This is a genomic window from Sagittula sp. SSi028, assembly GCF_048553715.1.
In the GTDB taxonomy this organism is placed as follows: domain Bacteria; phylum Pseudomonadota; class Alphaproteobacteria; order Rhodobacterales; family Rhodobacteraceae; genus Sagittula.
In genome coordinates this window covers 219415-236210 of sequence record NZ_JBLZNC010000002.1, presented here as the reverse complement: position 1 = coordinate 236210, position 16796 = coordinate 219415, and the positions used below count along the sequence as shown (strand labels likewise).

At 63.9% G+C, this 16796-nt stretch carries 15 protein-coding genes; 11 read left to right on the top strand and 4 right to left on the bottom strand.

The features are described 5' to 3' along the window. Nucleotides 1-119: 119 nt before the first annotated feature. Nucleotides 120-1127: an alpha/beta hydrolase gene (locus ACN5AZ_RS04610; protein WP_419427688.1), complete on the top strand. Its 1008-nt coding sequence runs from the start codon at nt 120-122 to the stop codon at nt 1125-1127. A 55-nt stretch (nt 1128-1182) separates the two neighbouring features. On the opposite strand, the gene ACN5AZ_RS04605 is transcribed toward ACN5AZ_RS04610, so the two are convergent. Then, complete coding sequence (locus ACN5AZ_RS04605; RefSeq protein WP_419427687.1) at nt 1183-2376, bottom strand: phosphoglycerate kinase; 1194 nt, start codon at nt 2374-2376, stop codon at nt 1183-1185. Nucleotides 2377-2501: 125 nt separating this feature from the next. Between ACN5AZ_RS04605 and ACN5AZ_RS04600 the strand changes: the two genes are divergently transcribed. The 4 genes from ACN5AZ_RS04600 (at nt 2502) to ACN5AZ_RS04585 (ending at nt 5563) form a co-directional block, all read left to right on the top strand. After that, nucleotides 2502-3011 (top strand): peptidylprolyl isomerase, encoded by a 510-nt coding sequence (locus tag ACN5AZ_RS04600; RefSeq protein ID WP_419427686.1) that lies wholly within the window; start codon nt 2502-2504, stop codon nt 3009-3011. After that, on the top strand, nt 3001-3561 hold the full coding sequence (locus ACN5AZ_RS04595; RefSeq protein ID WP_419427685.1) for a peptidylprolyl isomerase: 561 nt from the start codon (nt 3001-3003) through the stop codon (nt 3559-3561). The genes ACN5AZ_RS04600 and ACN5AZ_RS04595 overlap by 11 nt, the downstream gene beginning before the upstream one ends. A gap of 85 nt (nt 3562-3646) precedes the next feature. Continuing rightward, nucleotides 3647-4504 (top strand): alpha/beta fold hydrolase, encoded by an 858-nt coding sequence (locus ACN5AZ_RS04590; protein WP_419427684.1) that lies wholly within the window; start codon nt 3647-3649, stop codon nt 4502-4504. Nucleotides 4505-4594: 90 nt separating this feature from the next. Beyond that, complete coding sequence (locus ACN5AZ_RS04585; protein ID WP_419427683.1) at nt 4595-5563, top strand: DUF3179 domain-containing protein; 969 nt, start codon at nt 4595-4597, stop codon at nt 5561-5563. Here ACN5AZ_RS04585 and ACN5AZ_RS04580 read toward each other — a convergent pair. Beyond that, nucleotides 5560-6453 (bottom strand): GNAT family N-acetyltransferase, encoded by an 894-nt coding sequence (locus ACN5AZ_RS04580; protein WP_419427682.1) that lies wholly within the window; start codon nt 6451-6453, stop codon nt 5560-5562. The two genes, ACN5AZ_RS04585 and ACN5AZ_RS04580, sit on opposite strands and share 4 nt — an antisense overlap. A gap of 46 nt (nt 6454-6499) precedes the next feature. Between ACN5AZ_RS04580 and ACN5AZ_RS04575 the strand changes: the two genes are divergently transcribed. Further along, entirely contained in the window at nt 6500-6649 is a 150-nt protein-coding gene (locus tag ACN5AZ_RS04575; RefSeq protein WP_419427681.1) for a hypothetical protein, read from the top strand. A 51-nt stretch (nt 6650-6700) separates the two neighbouring features. Here ACN5AZ_RS04575 and tyrS read toward each other — a convergent pair whose 3' ends face one another. Next, a complete protein-coding gene (tyrS, locus tag ACN5AZ_RS04570; protein WP_419427680.1) occupies nt 6701-8020 on the bottom strand; it encodes a tyrosine--tRNA ligase in 1320 nt (439 codons plus the stop codon). Nucleotides 8021-8082: 62 nt separating this feature from the next. Between tyrS and ACN5AZ_RS04565 the strand changes: the two genes are divergently transcribed. Both ACN5AZ_RS04565 and ACN5AZ_RS04560 read left to right on the top strand, forming a co-directional pair. After that, complete coding sequence (locus ACN5AZ_RS04565; RefSeq protein WP_419427679.1) at nt 8083-9219, top strand: anhydro-N-acetylmuramic acid kinase; 1137 nt, start codon at nt 8083-8085, stop codon at nt 9217-9219. 582 nt (nt 9220-9801) lie between these two features. After that, nucleotides 9802-12864: an Rne/Rng family ribonuclease gene (locus tag ACN5AZ_RS04560; protein ID WP_419427678.1), complete on the top strand. Its 3063-nt coding sequence runs from the start codon at nt 9802-9804 to the stop codon at nt 12862-12864. A gap of 83 nt (nt 12865-12947) precedes the next feature. Here ACN5AZ_RS04560 and ACN5AZ_RS04555 read toward each other — a convergent pair whose 3' ends face one another. Beyond that, the gene (locus ACN5AZ_RS04555; RefSeq protein ID WP_419427677.1) at nt 12948-13169 is read right to left on the bottom strand and encodes a sulfurtransferase TusA family protein; all 222 of its coding nucleotides are present in this window, start codon (nt 13167-13169) and stop codon (nt 12948-12950) included. Between the two features lie 93 nt (nt 13170-13262). Between ACN5AZ_RS04555 and ACN5AZ_RS04550 the strand changes: the two genes are divergently transcribed. Genes ACN5AZ_RS04550 through ACN5AZ_RS04540 form a run of 3 tightly spaced genes read left to right on the top strand, consistent with a single transcriptional unit; the run spans nt 13263 to nt 16682 of the window. Further along, nucleotides 13263-14012, top strand: a complete 750-nt coding sequence (locus ACN5AZ_RS04550; protein WP_419427676.1) for a cytochrome c biogenesis CcdA family protein — start codon at nt 13263-13265, stop codon at nt 14010-14012. Nucleotides 14013-14070: 58 nt separating this feature from the next. Then, the gene (locus ACN5AZ_RS04545; RefSeq protein ID WP_419427675.1) at nt 14071-15330 is read left to right on the top strand and encodes a hypothetical protein; all 1260 of its coding nucleotides are present in this window, start codon (nt 14071-14073) and stop codon (nt 15328-15330) included. After that, nucleotides 15327-16682 carry a cytochrome P450 gene (locus ACN5AZ_RS04540; RefSeq protein WP_419427674.1) on the top strand — a complete coding sequence of 452 codons (1356 nt, stop codon included), beginning with the start codon at nt 15327-15329 and terminating at the stop codon, nt 16680-16682. Before ACN5AZ_RS04545 ends, ACN5AZ_RS04540 begins: the two co-directional genes overlap by 4 nt. The last annotated feature ends 114 nt before the right edge of the window (nt 16683-16796 follow it).

Genomic DNA, 16796 nt, shown 5'->3' with positions numbered 1-16796 from the left:
GAATCAGGAAAAGCCGCCCCGTTCCAGCATGGCGAATCGTTGCCGAAGCGTTGCATTCCTGCCATGCCCAAGACAAAACTGACGTAAAGCACGCGGCGCGGCGCAACGGGGGCACCTAAATGCACAGAACCTTCATGGTCTTGGTCTGTCTGGTGCTCGCCGCCTGCGCCCCGCGCGGGTCTATGACGGTGATGCCGGAACTGGCAGGGCAGGAGCTGCAGGTCCAGCCGATCTTTGTCGCCTCGAACCGTTTGCCGCGCGATGTGGATCAGGATCTGTTCTTCCAGCAAAGCTTTGGCGATGTGCGTGATCCGACCCTGCGCTTTGGTCGGGTGGATCTGTCGGTCCCGCCAGCCCATCGCACAGGCCGGATCGAATGGCCGGGCGGCCAGACACCGGACCCGCGCCGGCATTTCATCGCCAGTGCAAACATCGGCTACAGCCAATTCGAATTCCGGCAGGCGGTGGCGCAGGCCGCAGGGCCACACGGGACGGTCGTGGTGTTTGTGCACGGCTATAACGTCAACAACGCCGAGGCGATCTACCGGCTTGGGCAGATCGCCGTGGACTACGAGGCGCGCGAACCCGTGGTGGCCTTTTCATGGCCGTCGGCGGGCAATCCGCGCGGCTACGTTTATGACCGCGACAGCGTGATGTTCTCGCGCGATGCGCTGGAGCAGTTGCTCTCCGCCTTGGCCACCGAGGATCTGGATATTTCGCTGGTGGCGCATTCCATGGGCAGCCAGTTGGTGATGGAGACCCTGCGCCAACTGTCGATCTCGGGCAACAACGACGTGCTGACGCATCTCGACGGCGTCGCCCTGATCAGCCCCGACATTGACGAGGACGTGTTCGTCCAGCAGGCCAAGCGCATTCACCCCTTCCCGCAGCCCTTCGCCCTGCTGGTGTCGCGCCGTGACCGCATTCTGGACCTGTCGGCCTTTCTGGTGGGCAAGCCCACGCGGCTGGGGTCGATTGACGACCCCGAACGGTTGGGCGACCTGCCGGTAGAGGTCATCGACCTCAGCGAGATGAGCACGCGGCAGGGCGCAGGGCATTCCACCGCCTTTACAGCACCCGGCGCGATTTCGCTGCTGCGGGATATGGACATCCGCCGCAGCCCATAAAAACAGCCCGCAGCGGATCGCTGCGAGCCGGTCATGTCTTCGCGGTCTGGCTGGATCAATCCTGATGCAGCGCCGCGACACCGGGTAGGGTCTTGCCTTCCATCCATTCGAGGAACGCACCACCCGCCGTTGAAATATATGAGAAATCATCCGCAGCGCCGGCCTTTTTCAACGCGGCAACGGTATCCCCACCGCCCGCCACAGACACAAGCTGGCCGTGGCTCGACCGTGTTGCGGCATGTTTGGCGGCGGCGTTGGTTGCGGCATCGAATGGCTCGATCTCGAAGGCGCCCAGCGGGCCGTTCCAGATCAGCGTTTTCGCGCTGTCGATGGCTTGGGCGACATGCGCGACGCTGTCGGGGCCTGCATCAAGGATCATCGCGTCGGCGGGGCAGTCCTCGACCATCACCACCTCGTTTGCGGCGCCCGCCTTGAACTCGCGCGCGACAACCACATCGCGCGGCAGCAACAGCGCGCATCCGGTCTGCACGGCCTTCTCGGCGATGGCGCGGGCGGTGTCGGCCATGTCGTGCTCGCACAGCGATTTGCCCACGTCGATGCCCTGCGCTGCAAGGAAGGTGTTGGCCATGCCACCACCGATCACCAGCATGTCGACCTTTTCCACAAGGTTGCCCAAAAGATCGAGCTTGGTCGACACTTTGGCGCCGCCTACGACCGCCAGAACCGGCCGCTCGGGCGAGCCGAGGGCGCTTTCAAGCGCCTGCAATTCGCCCTGCATCAGACGACCGGCGCAGGCCGGCAACAGACGCGCCAAGCCTTCGGTCGAGGCATGCGCACGGTGCGCCGCCGAGAAGGCATCGTTACAGTAGACATCCCCAAGCGCTGCCATCTGCTGCGCCAGTTCGGGGTCGTTCTTTTCCTCGCCCGCGTGAAAGCGGGTGTTTTCCAGCAGGGCGATCTGGTTCTCGCCAAGCCCGTCGATCACCGCCTTTGCGGCATCACCGATGCAATCCTCGGCAAAGATCACCTCTGCACCCATCACATCGCGCAGGGTGGGGACCAGCATCTTCAGGCTCATATCCTCGCGGCGCGTGCCTTTGGGGCGGCCGAAATGCGCCAGCAGGACCGGCTTGCCGCCGCGCGACAGGATATCCTGCACGGTGGCCGCGATCCGTTCGATGCGCGTGGCATCGGTTACCTTGCCGTCTTCGACAGGTACGTTGATGTCGACACGGGTCAGAACCCGCTTCCCGTCGAGATCCATGTCGTCGAGCGTCTTCCAGGCCATGCGTTCACTCCCGTTTCACAGCTGGCCCATGTGTTGCCTGCTCTGCACGCGAAGGTCAACGGCTGCTTGGCATTGCCGGTGTGGCGGGTTAGATATCTGACCAAAGTAGAAAAGGACTGGACCCCATGGCCGAGATCAAGGATCCCGAAAACACAATCCTGATGGAACTCAAAGGCGGCACCGTCACCATCGCACTGCTGCCCGACGTGGCTCCCAAGCACGTCGAGCGCATGAAAGAACTGGCCCGCGCCGGTGCCTATGACAACGTGGCCTTCCACCGAGTCATCGACGGTTTCATGGCGCAAACCGGCGACGTGGAACACGCCAACATGGAAAAGGACTACAACCCGCGCCGCGCAGGCACCGGCGGGTCCGATCTGCCCGACCTTCCGGCAGAGTTCTCCAAGATCCCGCATGCGCGCGGATCGCTGGGGGCGGCACGTTCGGCCAACCCGAACTCCGCGAACTCGCAGTTTTTCATCAACTTCAAGGACAATGACTTCCTCAACGGGCAGTACACCGTGTATGGTCAGGTTATCGAAGGTATGGAACACGTGGACGCGATCACGCGGGGCGAGCCGCCCGCGAACCCCGATCGCATGATCTCGGTAAAGGTAGCGGCAGATGTTGCGTAACCTCACACTGGCACTTGGTTTGCTGGCCAGCCCCGCGCTGGCCACGGGCCTGTCCATCGACGTGGCAGGCGAAGGCGGGGCCAAGGGCACCGTCACAATCGACCTGTTCGAAGATGTGGCCCCCAATCACGTGGCGCAAATCACCGCGCTTGCGTCCTCGGGGCAGTATGATGGCGTGGTCTTCCACCGCGTGATCGACGGCTTCATGGCGCAGACCGGCGACGTGCAATTCGGCGACATCAATGACGGGTTCAACATCCGTCTGGCTGGCACCGGCGGATCGGACCTTGGCAACATCAAGGCCGAGTTCTCGGACCTGTCGTTTGACCGTGGTGTCGTGGGCATGGCCCGCTCGCAATCGCCCGACAGCGCCAATTCGCAGTTCTTCATCATGTTTGAACCGGGTCCGTTCCTGAACGGCCAATACACCATCGTCGGCAAAGTCACCGACGGCATGGATGTGGTCGACGGTATCAAACGCGGGCATCCGCGCTCGGGTGCGGTGTCCGGCGAACCCGACCGCATGACCAAGGTCACCGTCACACCGTGATCTGCCTGTCGTGACCAGACATCGGCCCTCTCTGCCTGTGGTGGAGAGGGCTTTTTCATGCGCGTTTTATGGCGGGGGAGGGGCTATGCCAGAGGATCAGGAATTCAACGTCGACGGGCTGACCTATGCGGCGCGTGTCTGGGGGCCGCAGCACGGGCAGCCGGTGCTGGCCTTGCACGGATGGATGGACCATGCGGACAGCTTTGGCCGGCTTGCGCCGTTGTTGCCCGAATGCCGGATCGTTGCGCTGGACCTCAGCGGGCAGGGGCTGTCATCGCTGCGCGCGCCCCATGCCACTTACAACATCTGGGATGATCTGCCGCAGCTCGTCGCTGTGCTGGACCAGCTTGGGTGGGACAAGCCGGTTGTTCTAGGCCATTCCCGTGGCGCGATTATCGGGGCGCTGTTGGCCGCCGCCGTGCCAGATCGGGTCGGTGCATTGGTGGCGCTGGATGCGCTGGTGCCAGAGCCGCGCAGCACGTCGTTTGCGGACACCTTGGGGCAGTTCGTGACGCAGTCGCGCCAGCACATGGCGCGCGGGCCACGGGTTTTCGCCGATACGGCAGAATATGCGGCGCGACGCCATGCGCAGGGCGCGTCAGAGGAGACCGCGACAGCGCTTGCCCCCCGTGCGTTGCGCCAGACCGATGATGGATTTGTCCTGCGCGGGGACCGGCGGTTGTTTGCGTCCTCGGCGGTCAAGCTGACGCGCGAGGATGCCATGGACGTGCTGCGCGCCATCCGCTGCCCGGTGCTCAATGTCTGGGCGTCTGACGGGATCGCCGCGCACAGGTCTGCTGTGGCAGAGCTTGCCGATTGGGCGGCCAAGACCATGGCGGCCTATACCTCTGTCACGGTGCCGGGGGATCATCACGTACATCTCTCGGCCACCGGCGCGCCTTTGGTGGCAGCGCAGATCACACGGTTTCTGGCGCAGATGTGAGCCGCGCAGGCCCGTTCCGCGCCGGATCAAGGCTTCTAAATGGGCGGTTGACCAGTCACACTGGCGCCCGTGTGAATACGGGAGGGGATGATGCGCAAACTGATCGCGATTGCGGGCCTTCTGGGGCTGATCTGGGGCGGCACGGTTGCGGCGGACCCGGGCTTTTGGCGGCATGAATGGCCGGACACGGATTTCAGTCAAACCACGCTGGACAGCTGGGCCGAGGTGATCTCGGGCGGGCCGGGGAAGGACGGCATCCCCGCCATCGACGCCCCGCAATTCATCCGCGTGGATCAGGTGCAGGGGATCGCCGAGACTGAGCCGGTCATCACCGTAGACATCGAGGGCCAGACGCCGCGCGCTTATCCGATCCGCTACCTCACATGGCATGAAATCGTGAACGACCGCATTGGCAACGTGCCGGTGGCGGTGACCTTCTGCCCGCTGTGCAATTCCGCGCTGACCTTTGACCGCAGGGTGGCGGGGCGGGTGCTGTCGTTTGGCGTGTCGGGCAAGCTGCGCAATTCCGATATGATCATGTATGACCGCGAAACCCAAAGCTGGTGGCAGCAGGCCATAGGCCAAGGCGTCGTGGGCGAGATGACGGGGCAAATCCTGACACAGCTGCCATCGTGGATGGAGGGGTTCGCCGATTTTGCGCGAAGCCACCCCGACGGTCTGGTCATGGCAGAGCCGCCTTGGAACCGAGCCTACGGGCGCAATCCCTATCGGGGCTATGACAGCGCGCCCCGTCCGTTTCTCTATTCCGGCGATCCGCCGCCCCACGGGATCGCACCGCTGGCGCGGGTGGTGCGGGTCGGGGATCGGGCTTGGCCGTTGGAGCGTCTGGCGCAGGCCCAAGAGCTGCGCGAAGGCGGTCTGGTGCTGACGTGGCGCGCGGGACAGGCCTCGGCCCTCGATACGGACCGGATCGCGCAAGGCCGCGATGTCGGATCGGTCCGTGTGCGCGACGGGCAGGGGCGCGATCTGCCCCATGATGTGATGTTTGCCTTCGCCTTTCACGCCTTCTGGCCCGAGGGCGACTGGATGCTGGATTAACGCAACATCCGGTCCGGCAGCAGACGGGCGAGGGGGGCCAGACTGCCCAGATGCAGCCATGTGCCGCCCAGCTGATGGGCGCGGGCGCCGGTCCCCAGCTTGAACCGTGTCAGACCGGCGGCATCTTGTGCGTTCAGAATGCCAAGATCGATCTGTTCATGGCCGTCCGCTTGCAGCGCCTCCATCGCGTGCCAGAGGACAAGGTTCATGGCATTCAGCTTGCGCCCCTCGGGCGTGCTGTGTCCGATTTGCCAAGTGGCCATGCGCCCGTGACGCAGCATCAGCGCCGCCGCCACCGGCGTGCCGCGATGCCGCGCCTCGAACACTTGTGCCAATCCGGGGTTGGCTGCGGCAAAGGCCGTGGCAAATGCGGGCGGCATGCCGCGGTAGCGCCTTGCGCGGGCCTGTTCCGCCTCTGCCGTCAGCAGCCAGTCGTCGGCGGCCAGCGGGCGGCGGATGACCCGCAGATCCGCCCCCTCGGCCCGGTTCAGGCGGTTGCGCCATTTCTGCTGCATCGCTTGTCGCATGGTCGCGGGGGCGTCGAGATCGAGCAGCGCCAGCGTCGCCGGTGTCATCAGCGGCCAGAAGCCGTTGGCGCGCAGGATCTGTGGCGCGATCCCGTCCGCGTTCAAAACAAAGGGCCGCCCGTCATGCCAATGCCGCCAAGTCGCGGCCCATTCCATCAGATCCTCGGCATTGTCGGCGACGGGGCCACGCGACACCAGATCCACCCGCCCGAACAGGCGAAACCGCCGTGACTGCACCTGCCACAGCATGCGCACACGCCGCCGACATTCGCGTTTGCACAGCCGCAACGGACGGCCCATCGCCGCAAAGGTGCGGGCGAATTCGGCGCTTTGAGGCAGGGGCAGCAAGAGTTGCTCGGTCATGGCGGGTATTAACGGGATAAAAACTTATGAAGCGTTTAATGCGCCCATGACACACCGGATAAATCCAAAGCATTCGCAGCCTAGGGGAAGCATCAGCATCGCGCGGCCCCGTCCCACGGCGGCGGCGGCGCTTTTGCTGGCGTCGGTTCTGTCGCTGCCCTTTGCCCTGCTGGCGGTTGTGCAACTGCTGATCTGACACGAAAAAGGGCGACCCGAAGGCCGCCCTGTCACCGCTTTTGCGGAAGGATCAGTTTGCCAGTTTGACCAGCGCGTGACGTTTTTTGCCCGCCGACAGTTTGATCGGCTCGGCCAGTTTGGCGGCGTCGATCATCAGCCCGGCATCGCCCAAGGGCGCGTCATCCATGCGGGCGCCGTCCTCAGCGATCAGGCGCTTGGCCTCTTTGCCGGATTTGGCCAGACCGGATTTCACGATCAGCTGCACGATGGAAATGCCGTCGCCAATGTCGTCGGCGGACAGCTCCAGCGTGGGCAGATCGTCCCCCACGCCGCCCTTTTCAAACACTTCGCGGGCGGTGGCCTCGGCGGCTGCTGCGGCGTCTGCGCCGTGGCACAGGGTGGTCACCTCATTGGCAAGGATGATCTTGGCGTCGTTGATCTCGCGCCCGCCAAGGGCCGCCAGACGGTCACATTCCTCGACCGGCAGCTCTGTGTACAGCTTCAGGAAGCGGCCCACATCGGCATCTGTGGTGTTGCGCCAGAACTGCCAGAATTCATAAGGCGACAGCATGTCGGCGTTCAGCCACATGGCACCGCCCTGGCTTTTGCCCATCTTGCGACCGTCCGAGGTGGTCAGCAGCGGCGAGGTCAGCCCGTAGATCTCATGATCCAGCACGCGGCGCGTCAGATCGATCCCGTTGATGATATTGCCCCACTGGTCCGATCCGCCCATCTGCAACACACAGCCGTAGCGGCGGTTGAGCTCGAGGAAGTCATAGGCCTGCAGGATCATGTAGTTGAATTCGAGGAAGGACAGCGATTGTTCGCGATCCAGCCGCGATTTCACCGACTCGAAGGACAGCATCCGGTTGACCGAGAAATGCCGCCCGATGTCGCGCAGGAATTCCAGATAGTTCAGCCCGTCCAACCATTCCGCGTTGTTCAGCATCAGGGCTTCATTGCCCGCAGAGAGGTATTGGGCGTGATGGAATTGCGGATAATTTTGAGGATTTTCGATCGCTGCGGCTTTGTCCTCGCCATATGCGAGGTACTTCGCAAACACCTGCTTCATCCCGTCGATGTTGGCGTCGATCTGTTCGGGGCCAAGCAGCGGGCGTTCATCGGACCGGAAGGACGGATCGCCCACCTTGGTCGTGCCGCCGCCCATCAGGGTGATCGGTTTGTGGCCGGTCTTTTGCAGCCAGCGCAGCATCATGATGTTGAGCAGATGGCCCACGTGCAGCGACTGCGCCGTGGCGTCATAACCGATATAGGCGGTCACCACCCCGTTCGACAGTTTCTCGTCGAGTGCCTGATAATCGGTGCAATCGGCCAGATAGCCGCGTTCCATCATGACGCGCATGAAGTCCGATTTGGGATGGTAGGTCATGGGGGGCCTCTCGTATAAACGGTGACAGCCGTATAAGGGCCAAGACGGGCGAGGAAAAGGGCATGATGACAGCAGGGCCGATCTGGGCATTGGGTGCGATGTCGGGAACATCACTGGACGGGGTCGATACGGCCTGCGTTCTGACCGATGGCGTGACGATCCAGCAGTTTGGCGAAAGCGGCTACCGCGCCTATTCCGACACTGAGCAGGCGGTGCTGCGAGCGGCCTTGGGTCAGTGGCAGGATGGCGATCTGGCAGCGGCGTCCGAGGTTGTGCATCGCGCGCATCTGGAAGCGATGTCAGATTATGACGGCATTGCCTTGGCGGGGTTTCATGGCCAGACGCTCGCCCATGACCCGCGCGGGCGCGGCACGCATCAGCTTGGCTCTGGCGATGATCTGGCCGAGGCTTTGGGCTGTGACGTGGTCTGGGATTTCCGGTCTGCGGATGTGGCTTTGGGGGGAGAGGGCGCACCGCTTGCGCCGTTTTTCCATTGGGCCTGCGCGCGCTGGATCGGCGCGACCGAGCCTTTGTGCTTTCTCAACCTCGGCGGGGTGGGCAACCTGACATGGGTTGACCCGACCAAGGATCGCCCAGAGGCTGCTGGCGCGTTGTTGGCCTTTGACACGGGCCCTGCGAATGCGCCCATCAACGATCTGATGATGCAGCGGCGTGGTCTGACCTTTGACCGCGACGGGGCTTTGGCGCGTCAGGGGCGCGTCGAAGACGGCGCGCTGGAGCTGTTTCTGGACGAGCCGTTCTTTCGCCGGATGCCGCCGAAATCCCTCGATCGGGACGATTTCTCGCTCATGCTGGATCTGGTGCGCGAGCTGGGGGACGCGGATGCGGCGGCCACAATGACAGGCATGGCGGCGACGGCTGTGATGGTGGGGATGGAACATTGCCCCAAGCCGCCTGCGCGCTTGCTTGTCACGGGCGGCGGGCGGCACAATCCGGTCATGATGCAAATGCTCAAGGCGGGGTTGGATTGCCCAGTGGAGCCTGTCGAATCTGTCGGGCTGGACGGCGATATGCTGGAGGCGCAGGCCTTTGCCTATCTTGCGGTGCGGGTGGCGCGGGGCCTGCCTACGTCGGCGCCGGGCACCACCGGGGTCGCCGCACCCGTGGGTGGCGGGCAGATCAGCCGTGCCAAGCCGCGTGTCGCTGCAGTTGTGCAACAGCAGGGCGGAGAGGTCTGACGAGGGCCCCATGCTTTTGGTCGCGGGGGCGTTAACCTGAATGTCACGGGTTTGGCGGTAACTGGGTCGCGGACGGCGCGAAACCGATCAAATGCTGCGCGCTTGTGGAAAACCTGCGTCCGGCCCGGCCCGCGCGGTGTTTTGCCCATTGTCTTTTAGGGCCGCAGCACACTATGCTAGGGGTCAGGTTTTCTTGTCCGATGTGTTCCCCGAAGGACACAGTAGGGCAAGCCGCCACAGAGATTCGCTGCGACTGTGATGCCACAGGCATCCTGCGCAGACCGATTGGGCCCAAGGGGCGAATGAAAGGGAAGCCTTTCAGACCCTGAACGGCCGATGAACCAAGCCCGGACCGCCAAAAGCGACGGGCTTCATGAACGGGCGTTGGTTGCGGACTATGCGCAATACAATGTCGGAGAAGAACCGCGATGACGCGCGCGACGCAAGACAGGCACATGGGCAGGAGCGGAAACGCCCCCCAACAGCCATGCCGTCCGACGTCACCATTCGCACAGACAAGACACGCCCCTCGACTTCTTGCGCCTCCCGGCGCCGGGGGCTTGCGGCGTGCAATAAGGTTACATGGCAAAGAAGATGCTTATCGATGCCACACACGCGGAAGAAACGCGTGTCGTGGTCGTGGACGGGAACAAAGTTGAAGAATTCGACTTTGAGTCGGAGAACAAGCGCCAGCTGGCGGGCAATATCTACCTCGCAAAGGTCACGCGCGTAGAGCCGTCCTTGCAGGCGGCCTTTGTGGACTACGGTGGCAACCGCCACGGGTTCCTTGCGTTCTCGGAAATCCACCCCGATTACTACCAGATCCCCGTCGCCGACCGTAAGGCGCTGATGGAAGAAGAGGCCGCTTTGGCCGCCGCCGCCGAAGAGGAAGAGGACAAGCCCAAACGCTCGTCGTCTTCGCGTTCGCGGTCGCGCAAGAAGTCTACCAGCAGCAAATCCAAATCGACCACCACGTCGTCGGAGAAGGACACCGCTCAGGACAACACCCCGCGCGAGCCGTCGGGGATGGAGACCATCGATCTTGACGAGGGCGTGAATGACGCCGGCGCCGAGGGCGAGGGCCTGTCGCCCATGGAAACCGTCGCAGAAGCGCCCGTGGCCGAGCCTGTCGACGTGGCCGAGGCACAAGAGCCCGCCGCAGTGTCCGAGGCCGCAGCGCAGGACGCGGATGCAGCCCCCGACACCACGCTGGCCGAGGCGGACATGGACACCCCCGCAGCAGAGGCTGTGCCTGCCGCCGCAGAACCCGCCGCTCCGGTGGATGACGCCGTGGCCGTGGCGTCCGACAGCATCGAGACCGAGGCTGAACAGACCGCCGAGGCCGAAGAGACCACCGAAGACGCGCCCAAACGTCCCATCGCTGCGGCCTCCGACGACGACGCGGTTGTCGTGACCGGCGAGCCGGGCGAGACCCCCGCCGAAGACACCGCCGAGGCAGAGAAGACCGCTGACGCCGAAGAGACCTCCGGTGACGCAGAAGACGACGCCAAGGACGACGCGCCTGCACCGTCCAGCAAGTCCAAGACCTCCAAGAAGACAGAGGCCAAGGACCGCGACGAGACCATCGAATCGGTGGCCGATGACGACACCGAAGAAGACATCCGCCCCGTGCGCAAACCGCGCCCGCGCCGCTACAAGATCCAGGAAGTGATCAAGGTGCGCCAGATCATGCTGGTGCAGGTGGTCAAGGAAGAGCGCGGCAACAAGGGGGCTGCGCTGACCACATATCTGTCGCTGGCTGGCCGCTACTGCGTTTTGATGCCCAACACCGCGCGCGGTGGTGGCATCTCGCGCAAGATCACCAACGCCACGGACCGCTCGAAGCTCAAGGCGATTGCCAATGAGATCGACGTGCCCAAGGGCGCGGGTCTGATCATCCGCACCGCCGGAGCCAAGCGCACCAAAACCGAGATCAAACGCGACTACGAATACCTCCAGCGTCTGTGGGAACAGATCCGCGAACTGACGCTGAAATCCGTCGCACCCGCCAAGATCTACGAAGAGGGCGACCTGATCAAACGTTCGATCCGCGATCTGTACTCGCGTGAGATCGACGAGGTTCTGGTCGAGGGCGAGCGTGGCTATCGCGTGGCCAAGGACTTCATGAAAATGATCATGCCGTCCCACGCCAAGAACGTGAAACACTACAACGAATCGATGCCGCTGTTCGCGCGCTATCAGGTCGAAAGCTACCTCGGCGGGATGTTCAATCCGACCGTGCAGCTGAAATCCGGCGGCTACATCGTGATCGGCGTGACCGAGGCGCTGGTGGCCATCGACGTGAACTCTGGCCGCGCGACGAAGGAAGGCTCCATCGAGGAGACCGCCGTCAAGACCAACCTGGAGGCCGCCGAGGAGGTGGCGCGCCAGCTGCGTCTGCGCGACCTCGCCGGTCTGATCGTCATCGACTTCATCGATATGGACGAGCGCAAGAACAACGCCGCCGTCGAGAAGCGTCTGAAAGACAAGCTGAAAACCGACCGCGCGCGCATCCAGGTGGGCCGCATTTCGGGCTTTGGCCTGTTGGAAATGTCGCGCCAGCGTCTGCGCCCCGGCATGATCGAGGCCACGACCCAGCCCTGCGCGGCCTGCCACGGCACGGGCCTGATCCGCTCCGACGACAACATGGCGCTGCAGATCCTGCGCCAGATCGAGGAAGAGGGCGTGCGCCGTCGCTCGCGTGAGGTTCTGGTCAAATGCCCCGTGGGCATCGCCAACTACCTGATGAACGCAAAGCGTGAACATATCGCGATGATCGAATCGCGCTACGGAATGGCTGTGCGCATCGAAGGGGATCCGCATCTGATCGCGCCTGATTTCTCGATGGAGAAGTTCAAGACCGCGACCCGTGCTGTTCCGGACGCCACCGCGCCGGTGGTATCGGTCGACACGTCCATCATGGATGCCATCGACGAGGCCGCAGACGAGGCCGAGGTCGAAGAGGCCCAGACCACTGAGACAGAGACATCGACCTCGGAAGAAGGCGACGAGAAGCCCAAGAAAAAGCGCCGCCGTCGCCGCCGCAAGCCCAAGTCGAAGGACAGCAGCGACAGCGATACGGGGGCGGAGACGACCTCTGTCGAGGGCGACACCGAGGTGAAACCCGAGACGACCGAGGCGCCTGCGGAGGGTGACGCACCCACCGAGGAGCCCGCAGAGGTCAAAGCCGCGGAGGATACGACTGAGGCCAAGCCGAAATCGACCTCCAGCCGCTCGCGGTCGCGTTCGCGCAGCAGCAGTAAGTCGAAGGCCAAGGAGACTGCGACCGAGGCAACAGATAGCCCCGAAGCGGAGGCCTCCTCTGCCGCGCCGACCACGCCGGAGCCGGCAGCCGCTGAGGCAAAGCCCGAAGCACCAGCCGTCGAGGCCCCGGTTGAGGCCGGAAGCGAAGAGGCTCCGCGCCCCGCCCGCACACGCGTCAAGGCGTCGGATATCATCGCGCAGATGGGCATGGGGGCCGCGGCTGAATCCGCACCCGAGCCCGAGCCTGCCCAGGCCGAGGAAGCAGCCGCACCCGTGGTCGAGACCGCAGAGCCGGTGTCTGATGCGACAGAAGCGGCACCTAAGGCCGAGGAGGCCGAGCCCGCCAAGAAACGGCGCGGCTGGTGGTCGCTGGGCCGATAAACCGGCGCAGTCGCTGACAAACAACAAAGCCCGCGTTCGATGAACGCGGGCTTTTTGTTGCCGTGGCGTGGGATGGGGCGGCGCTACCCTTTGCGGATTGTCCACAGGATGGCCGCGCCATCCTCGCGGTGGTCCACCAGCGTGTGACCGGCTTCGGCGCAAAAATGCGGCATGTCCACCACGGCGGCGGGATCATCGGTGGCAACGGTCAGAACGTCGCCGGAGGCCAGCCCTGACAAACGCTTGCGCGCCTTCAGGACGGGGAGGGGGCATAGCAGCCCCAAAGCGTCGAGATGCTGTGTCATGCCAACCGTTTAGCGCTTGTGTGTCAATGCGTCCACGGGGATGTGAGCGCGCGCGACGTGACGGGGCGCGGGAATTGCCCTAAGCACAATCCCATGTTCGGATTCGATATCTTTGATGCCTCGTTGCTGCCCGCCATGTTCATCGCCCTGACGGCGGGTCTTGTGTCTTTTATCAGCCCCTGTGTGCTGCCGGTGGTGCCGCCGTATCTGGCGTTCATGTCCGGCGTCAGCCTTGGCGACATGCAGGCCGGGCGGGGCCGGGCCAAGGTCATGCTGGCCGCGCTGTTTTTCGTGCTGGGGCTGTCGACGGTCTTTATCTTCCTTGGCTTCACCGCAAGCTGGCTGGGACAGTTCTTTTTGCAAAATCAGGTGCTTCTGGGGCGTGTCGCCGGTGTGGTGGTGATCGTCTTCGGTCTGCACTTTTTGGGCGTTTTCCGGATCGGCTTTCTGAACCGCGAGGCGCGACTGGACGCGGGCGATGCGGGCGGGTCGGCCTTCGGGGCCTATATCCTCGGGCTGGCCTTTGCCTTTGGCTGGACGCCCTGCATGGGACCGATCCTTGGGGCAATCATCGGCATGGCCATGACAGAGGCCTCCGTGACGCGCGGCACCCTGCTTTTGGCGGTCTACGCGGCGGGCTTGGGCATTCCCTTCTTGCTGGCGGCGCTGTTCCTCAGCCGCGCGGTGGGGGTGATGAACCGCCTGAAGCGCTGGATGGGCGTGATCGAAAAAGCGATGGGGGTTTTGCTGATCTGTGTGGGTCTGGCGCTGCTGACCGGTGCGTTCTCTGCCTTCAGCTTTTGGTTGCTGGAAACCTTCCCTGCCCTGACACGGGTTGGCTGACGGGTCTTACTCTTGCCGCAAAGCCGCGATAGGCTGCGCCAAAAGGTGAGGGATACGAGTGGACCACGCAGCGGAGAAAACCGCACAGACCGGCGCGCCCGAGGGCGGCGTGCGCAGGCGGCGTGTGTTCTACATCCCCGGCTATGACCCGATCCACCCCCGACGCTACCGCGAACTTTACCGTAAAGAAGGCGCGGAACAGGCGCGCATCTCCGGCTACACGCTGAACCTGTCGCCGAAACGTGGCGGCGGGGCCTATGGCTGGCATGTGGATGCCACCATTGACGGCGAGGATGTCGCCGTAGATGTCGATGTGCTGGTCTGGTCCGATATCGTGCGCGACAGCATGTCGAACACGATCCCCGCGACCTATGCCCAGCTTGCGCGCACCGCATGGGAATATATCGCCACCGGCGCGCTTTGGCGGCTGATGAAGCTGCGCAAAGGACCGGTGATCGCGGCGCTTTACCCGGTAGGGGCGCTGATCCTGCAGCTTTTGGTGGCGCTGGGTCTGGGCTGGGGGCTGTTTGCGCTGATCCGTGGCGGCTTGTCCGACATGATCGGGGGATGGGCTGCGGGTCTGGGGGGGGCGCTGGGACTGGTTTTGTTCGTGGGCACGCTGCGCTGGTTCAAATCCAAGGACGCCAAGACATTTGTCTACTACCTCATGCATGACTACGCCTATTCGGCACGCTACCGTGGGGCCAATCCGCCGGATCTGGAACGCCGCATGGCCGCGTTCGCAGACACCATTGCGCAGGCCTTGCGCGACGATGTGGACGAGGTGCTGGTCGTGGGCCATTCCTCCGGCGCGCATCTGGCGGTGTCCATTCTGGCCGATCTGATCCGCGCGGGTCGGGTGCCCGATAGGGGCCCGAAACTGGGGTTTCTCAGCCTCGGCCAAGTCGTGCCCATGGTGTCTTTTCTACGCGATGCCAAACGCTTGCGCGGCGATCTTCAATATCTGTCGGCGCGAAACGAGCTGGCATGGGTCGATGTCACGGCACCGGGCGACGGCTGTGCCTTTGCCCTATGCGATCCGGTCAGCGTCTCTGGTGTTGCACCCGCAGACAAACGCTGGCCCTTGGTGTTTTCGGCGCAGTTCACCAAATCGCTCAGCCCCGCGCGGTGGAAGACGCTGCGCTGGCGGTTTTTCCGCCTGCATTTCCAATATCTCTGCGCCTTTGATCGCCCCTTGGATTACGATTACTTCCAGATCACGGCGGGGCCAATGAATCTGAGGCAGCGCTACGACGGGCGTCCGCCCTCGGCCAGCCGCATCGATCACGCGGTGTCCAAATTCACGGATATCGCATGACCCAACCGCCCAAGCCCGCAGCCCGCCCCGACCGCGTGTCGCTGTGGCGCTATGCCAAACTGTTCCGGCAGGACATCCTGTCGGCTCAACCCGCTCGGCTGTACCGCGCCTGGATGGCCGAATTCCGCACCCCCTTCTTTCGGTCGTATCTGGTGAACCAACCGGATCTGGTGGCAGAGATCCTGAAGGCGCGGCCGATGGATTTCCCGAAATCGGACCGGATCGGTGCGGGGCTGCGCCCGCTTTTGGGCGAGTCCGTCTTTGTCACCAACGGCGCCACGTGGCAGCGGCAGCGACGCATCATCGACCCCGCCTTTGAGGGAGGGCGCCTGCGCGAGACCTTTCCCGCGATGCAGGCTGCGGCCGAAGCAATGGCCGCGCGTCTGACCGATCAGGCGGGCACCACCGTCGAAATTGAAGAGGCCGCCAGCCATGTCGCCGCCGATGTGATCTTTCGCACCCTGTTCAGCCTGCCGATCGAGGACGCGCTGGCCACCAAGGTGTTTCACGAATTCCGCGCCTATCAGCGCACCCAGCCGATCCTGAACCTCGCCGCTTTTGTCAAAGGTCCGCGTTGGATGCCGCGTCTGTTCCGACGCGACACCAAACGTGCGGCACGGCGGATTCGCGCGCTGATCACGCAGTTGACCGAACGGCGCGCCGCCGAGATCGCCGCAGGCACCGCCCCCGACGATCTGGCGACAAAGATCATGACCACCCGCGACCCCGAGACCGGCGAGACATTCACCCCCGCCGAGATGGTCGACCAAGTGGCGATCTTCTTTCTTGCGGGGCACGAGACTTCGGCCTCGGCGCTGGGGTGGGCGCTCTATCTCATGGCGCTTTACCCCGACTGGCAGGACAAACTGGCCGCAGAGGCGCGCAGCACCCTGACCGGGGGCAGCTTTGCCGAGGTGGCCCAGCTGCGCCTGTCGCGCGATGTGTTCCGCGAGACCCTGCGCCTGTATCCGCCCGTGCCGATGATGGTGCGCGAGGCGACCTGCCCCGAACGGTTCCGCGACCGCGATATTGCGGTGGGCGCGCAGATGGTGCTGAGCCCTTGGCACCTGCACCGGCACACGCGCATCTGGGACCGGCCGGACGATTTCGACCCCGCGCGCTGGCAAACCGATGCGGGGCGGCACTGCGCGCGCGAGGCCTACATGCCGTTTTCCGCCGGTGCGCGGGTCTGTCCTGGTGCAGGTTTCGCCATGATCGAGGGGGTGCTTTTGCTGTCCACAGTGCTGCGCGATCTGCGCGTGGCCCCGGTCGCGGGCAAAACCCCGGTGCCAGAGGCACATCTGACCGTGCGCGCCCGTGACGGAATCTGGCTGCATGTGACGCGCCGCTGACCGCGCAACCGGACCTTGCGCTGCCTTTTTGGCACGGTTTGGATCCAAGATGCATAAGCTTTGCTTCGGTTAGCGATAACATCCTGATCTTGCTCTAGGTTTACGGGAAATAAC

Excerpts from the sequence above, each read along its gene's own strand:
- ACN5AZ_RS04610 (WP_419427688.1), top strand. The coding sequence starts at position 120 with ATGCACAGAACCTTCATGGTCTTGGTCTGTCTGGTGCTCGCCGCCTGC.
- ACN5AZ_RS04605 (WP_419427687.1), bottom strand. The coding sequence starts at position 2,376 with ATGGCCTGGAAGACGCTCGACGACATGGATCTCGACGGGAAGCGGGTT.
- ACN5AZ_RS04600 (WP_419427686.1), top strand. The coding sequence starts at position 2,502 with ATGGCCGAGATCAAGGATCCCGAAAACACAATCCTGATGGAACTCAAA.
- ACN5AZ_RS04595 (WP_419427685.1), top strand. The coding sequence starts at position 3,001 with ATGTTGCGTAACCTCACACTGGCACTTGGTTTGCTGGCCAGCCCCGCG.
- ACN5AZ_RS04590 (WP_419427684.1), top strand. The coding sequence starts at position 3,647 with ATGCCAGAGGATCAGGAATTCAACGTCGACGGGCTGACCTATGCGGCG.
- ACN5AZ_RS04585 (WP_419427683.1), top strand. The coding sequence starts at position 4,595 with ATGCGCAAACTGATCGCGATTGCGGGCCTTCTGGGGCTGATCTGGGGC.
- ACN5AZ_RS04580 (WP_419427682.1), bottom strand. The coding sequence starts at position 6,453 with ATGACCGAGCAACTCTTGCTGCCCCTGCCTCAAAGCGCCGAATTCGCC.
- ACN5AZ_RS04575 (WP_419427681.1), top strand. The coding sequence starts at position 6,500 with ATGACACACCGGATAAATCCAAAGCATTCGCAGCCTAGGGGAAGCATC.
- tyrS (WP_419427680.1), bottom strand. The coding sequence starts at position 8,020 with ATGACCTACCATCCCAAATCGGACTTCATGCGCGTCATGATGGAACGC.
- ACN5AZ_RS04565 (WP_419427679.1), top strand. The coding sequence starts at position 8,083 with ATGATGACAGCAGGGCCGATCTGGGCATTGGGTGCGATGTCGGGAACA.
- ACN5AZ_RS04560 (WP_419427678.1), top strand. The coding sequence starts at position 9,802 with ATGGCAAAGAAGATGCTTATCGATGCCACACACGCGGAAGAAACGCGT.
- ACN5AZ_RS04555 (WP_419427677.1), bottom strand. The coding sequence starts at position 13,169 with ATGACACAGCATCTCGACGCTTTGGGGCTGCTATGCCCCCTCCCCGTC.
- ACN5AZ_RS04550 (WP_419427676.1), top strand. The coding sequence starts at position 13,263 with ATGTTCGGATTCGATATCTTTGATGCCTCGTTGCTGCCCGCCATGTTC.
- ACN5AZ_RS04540 (WP_419427674.1), top strand. The coding sequence starts at position 15,327 with ATGACCCAACCGCCCAAGCCCGCAGCCCGCCCCGACCGCGTGTCGCTG.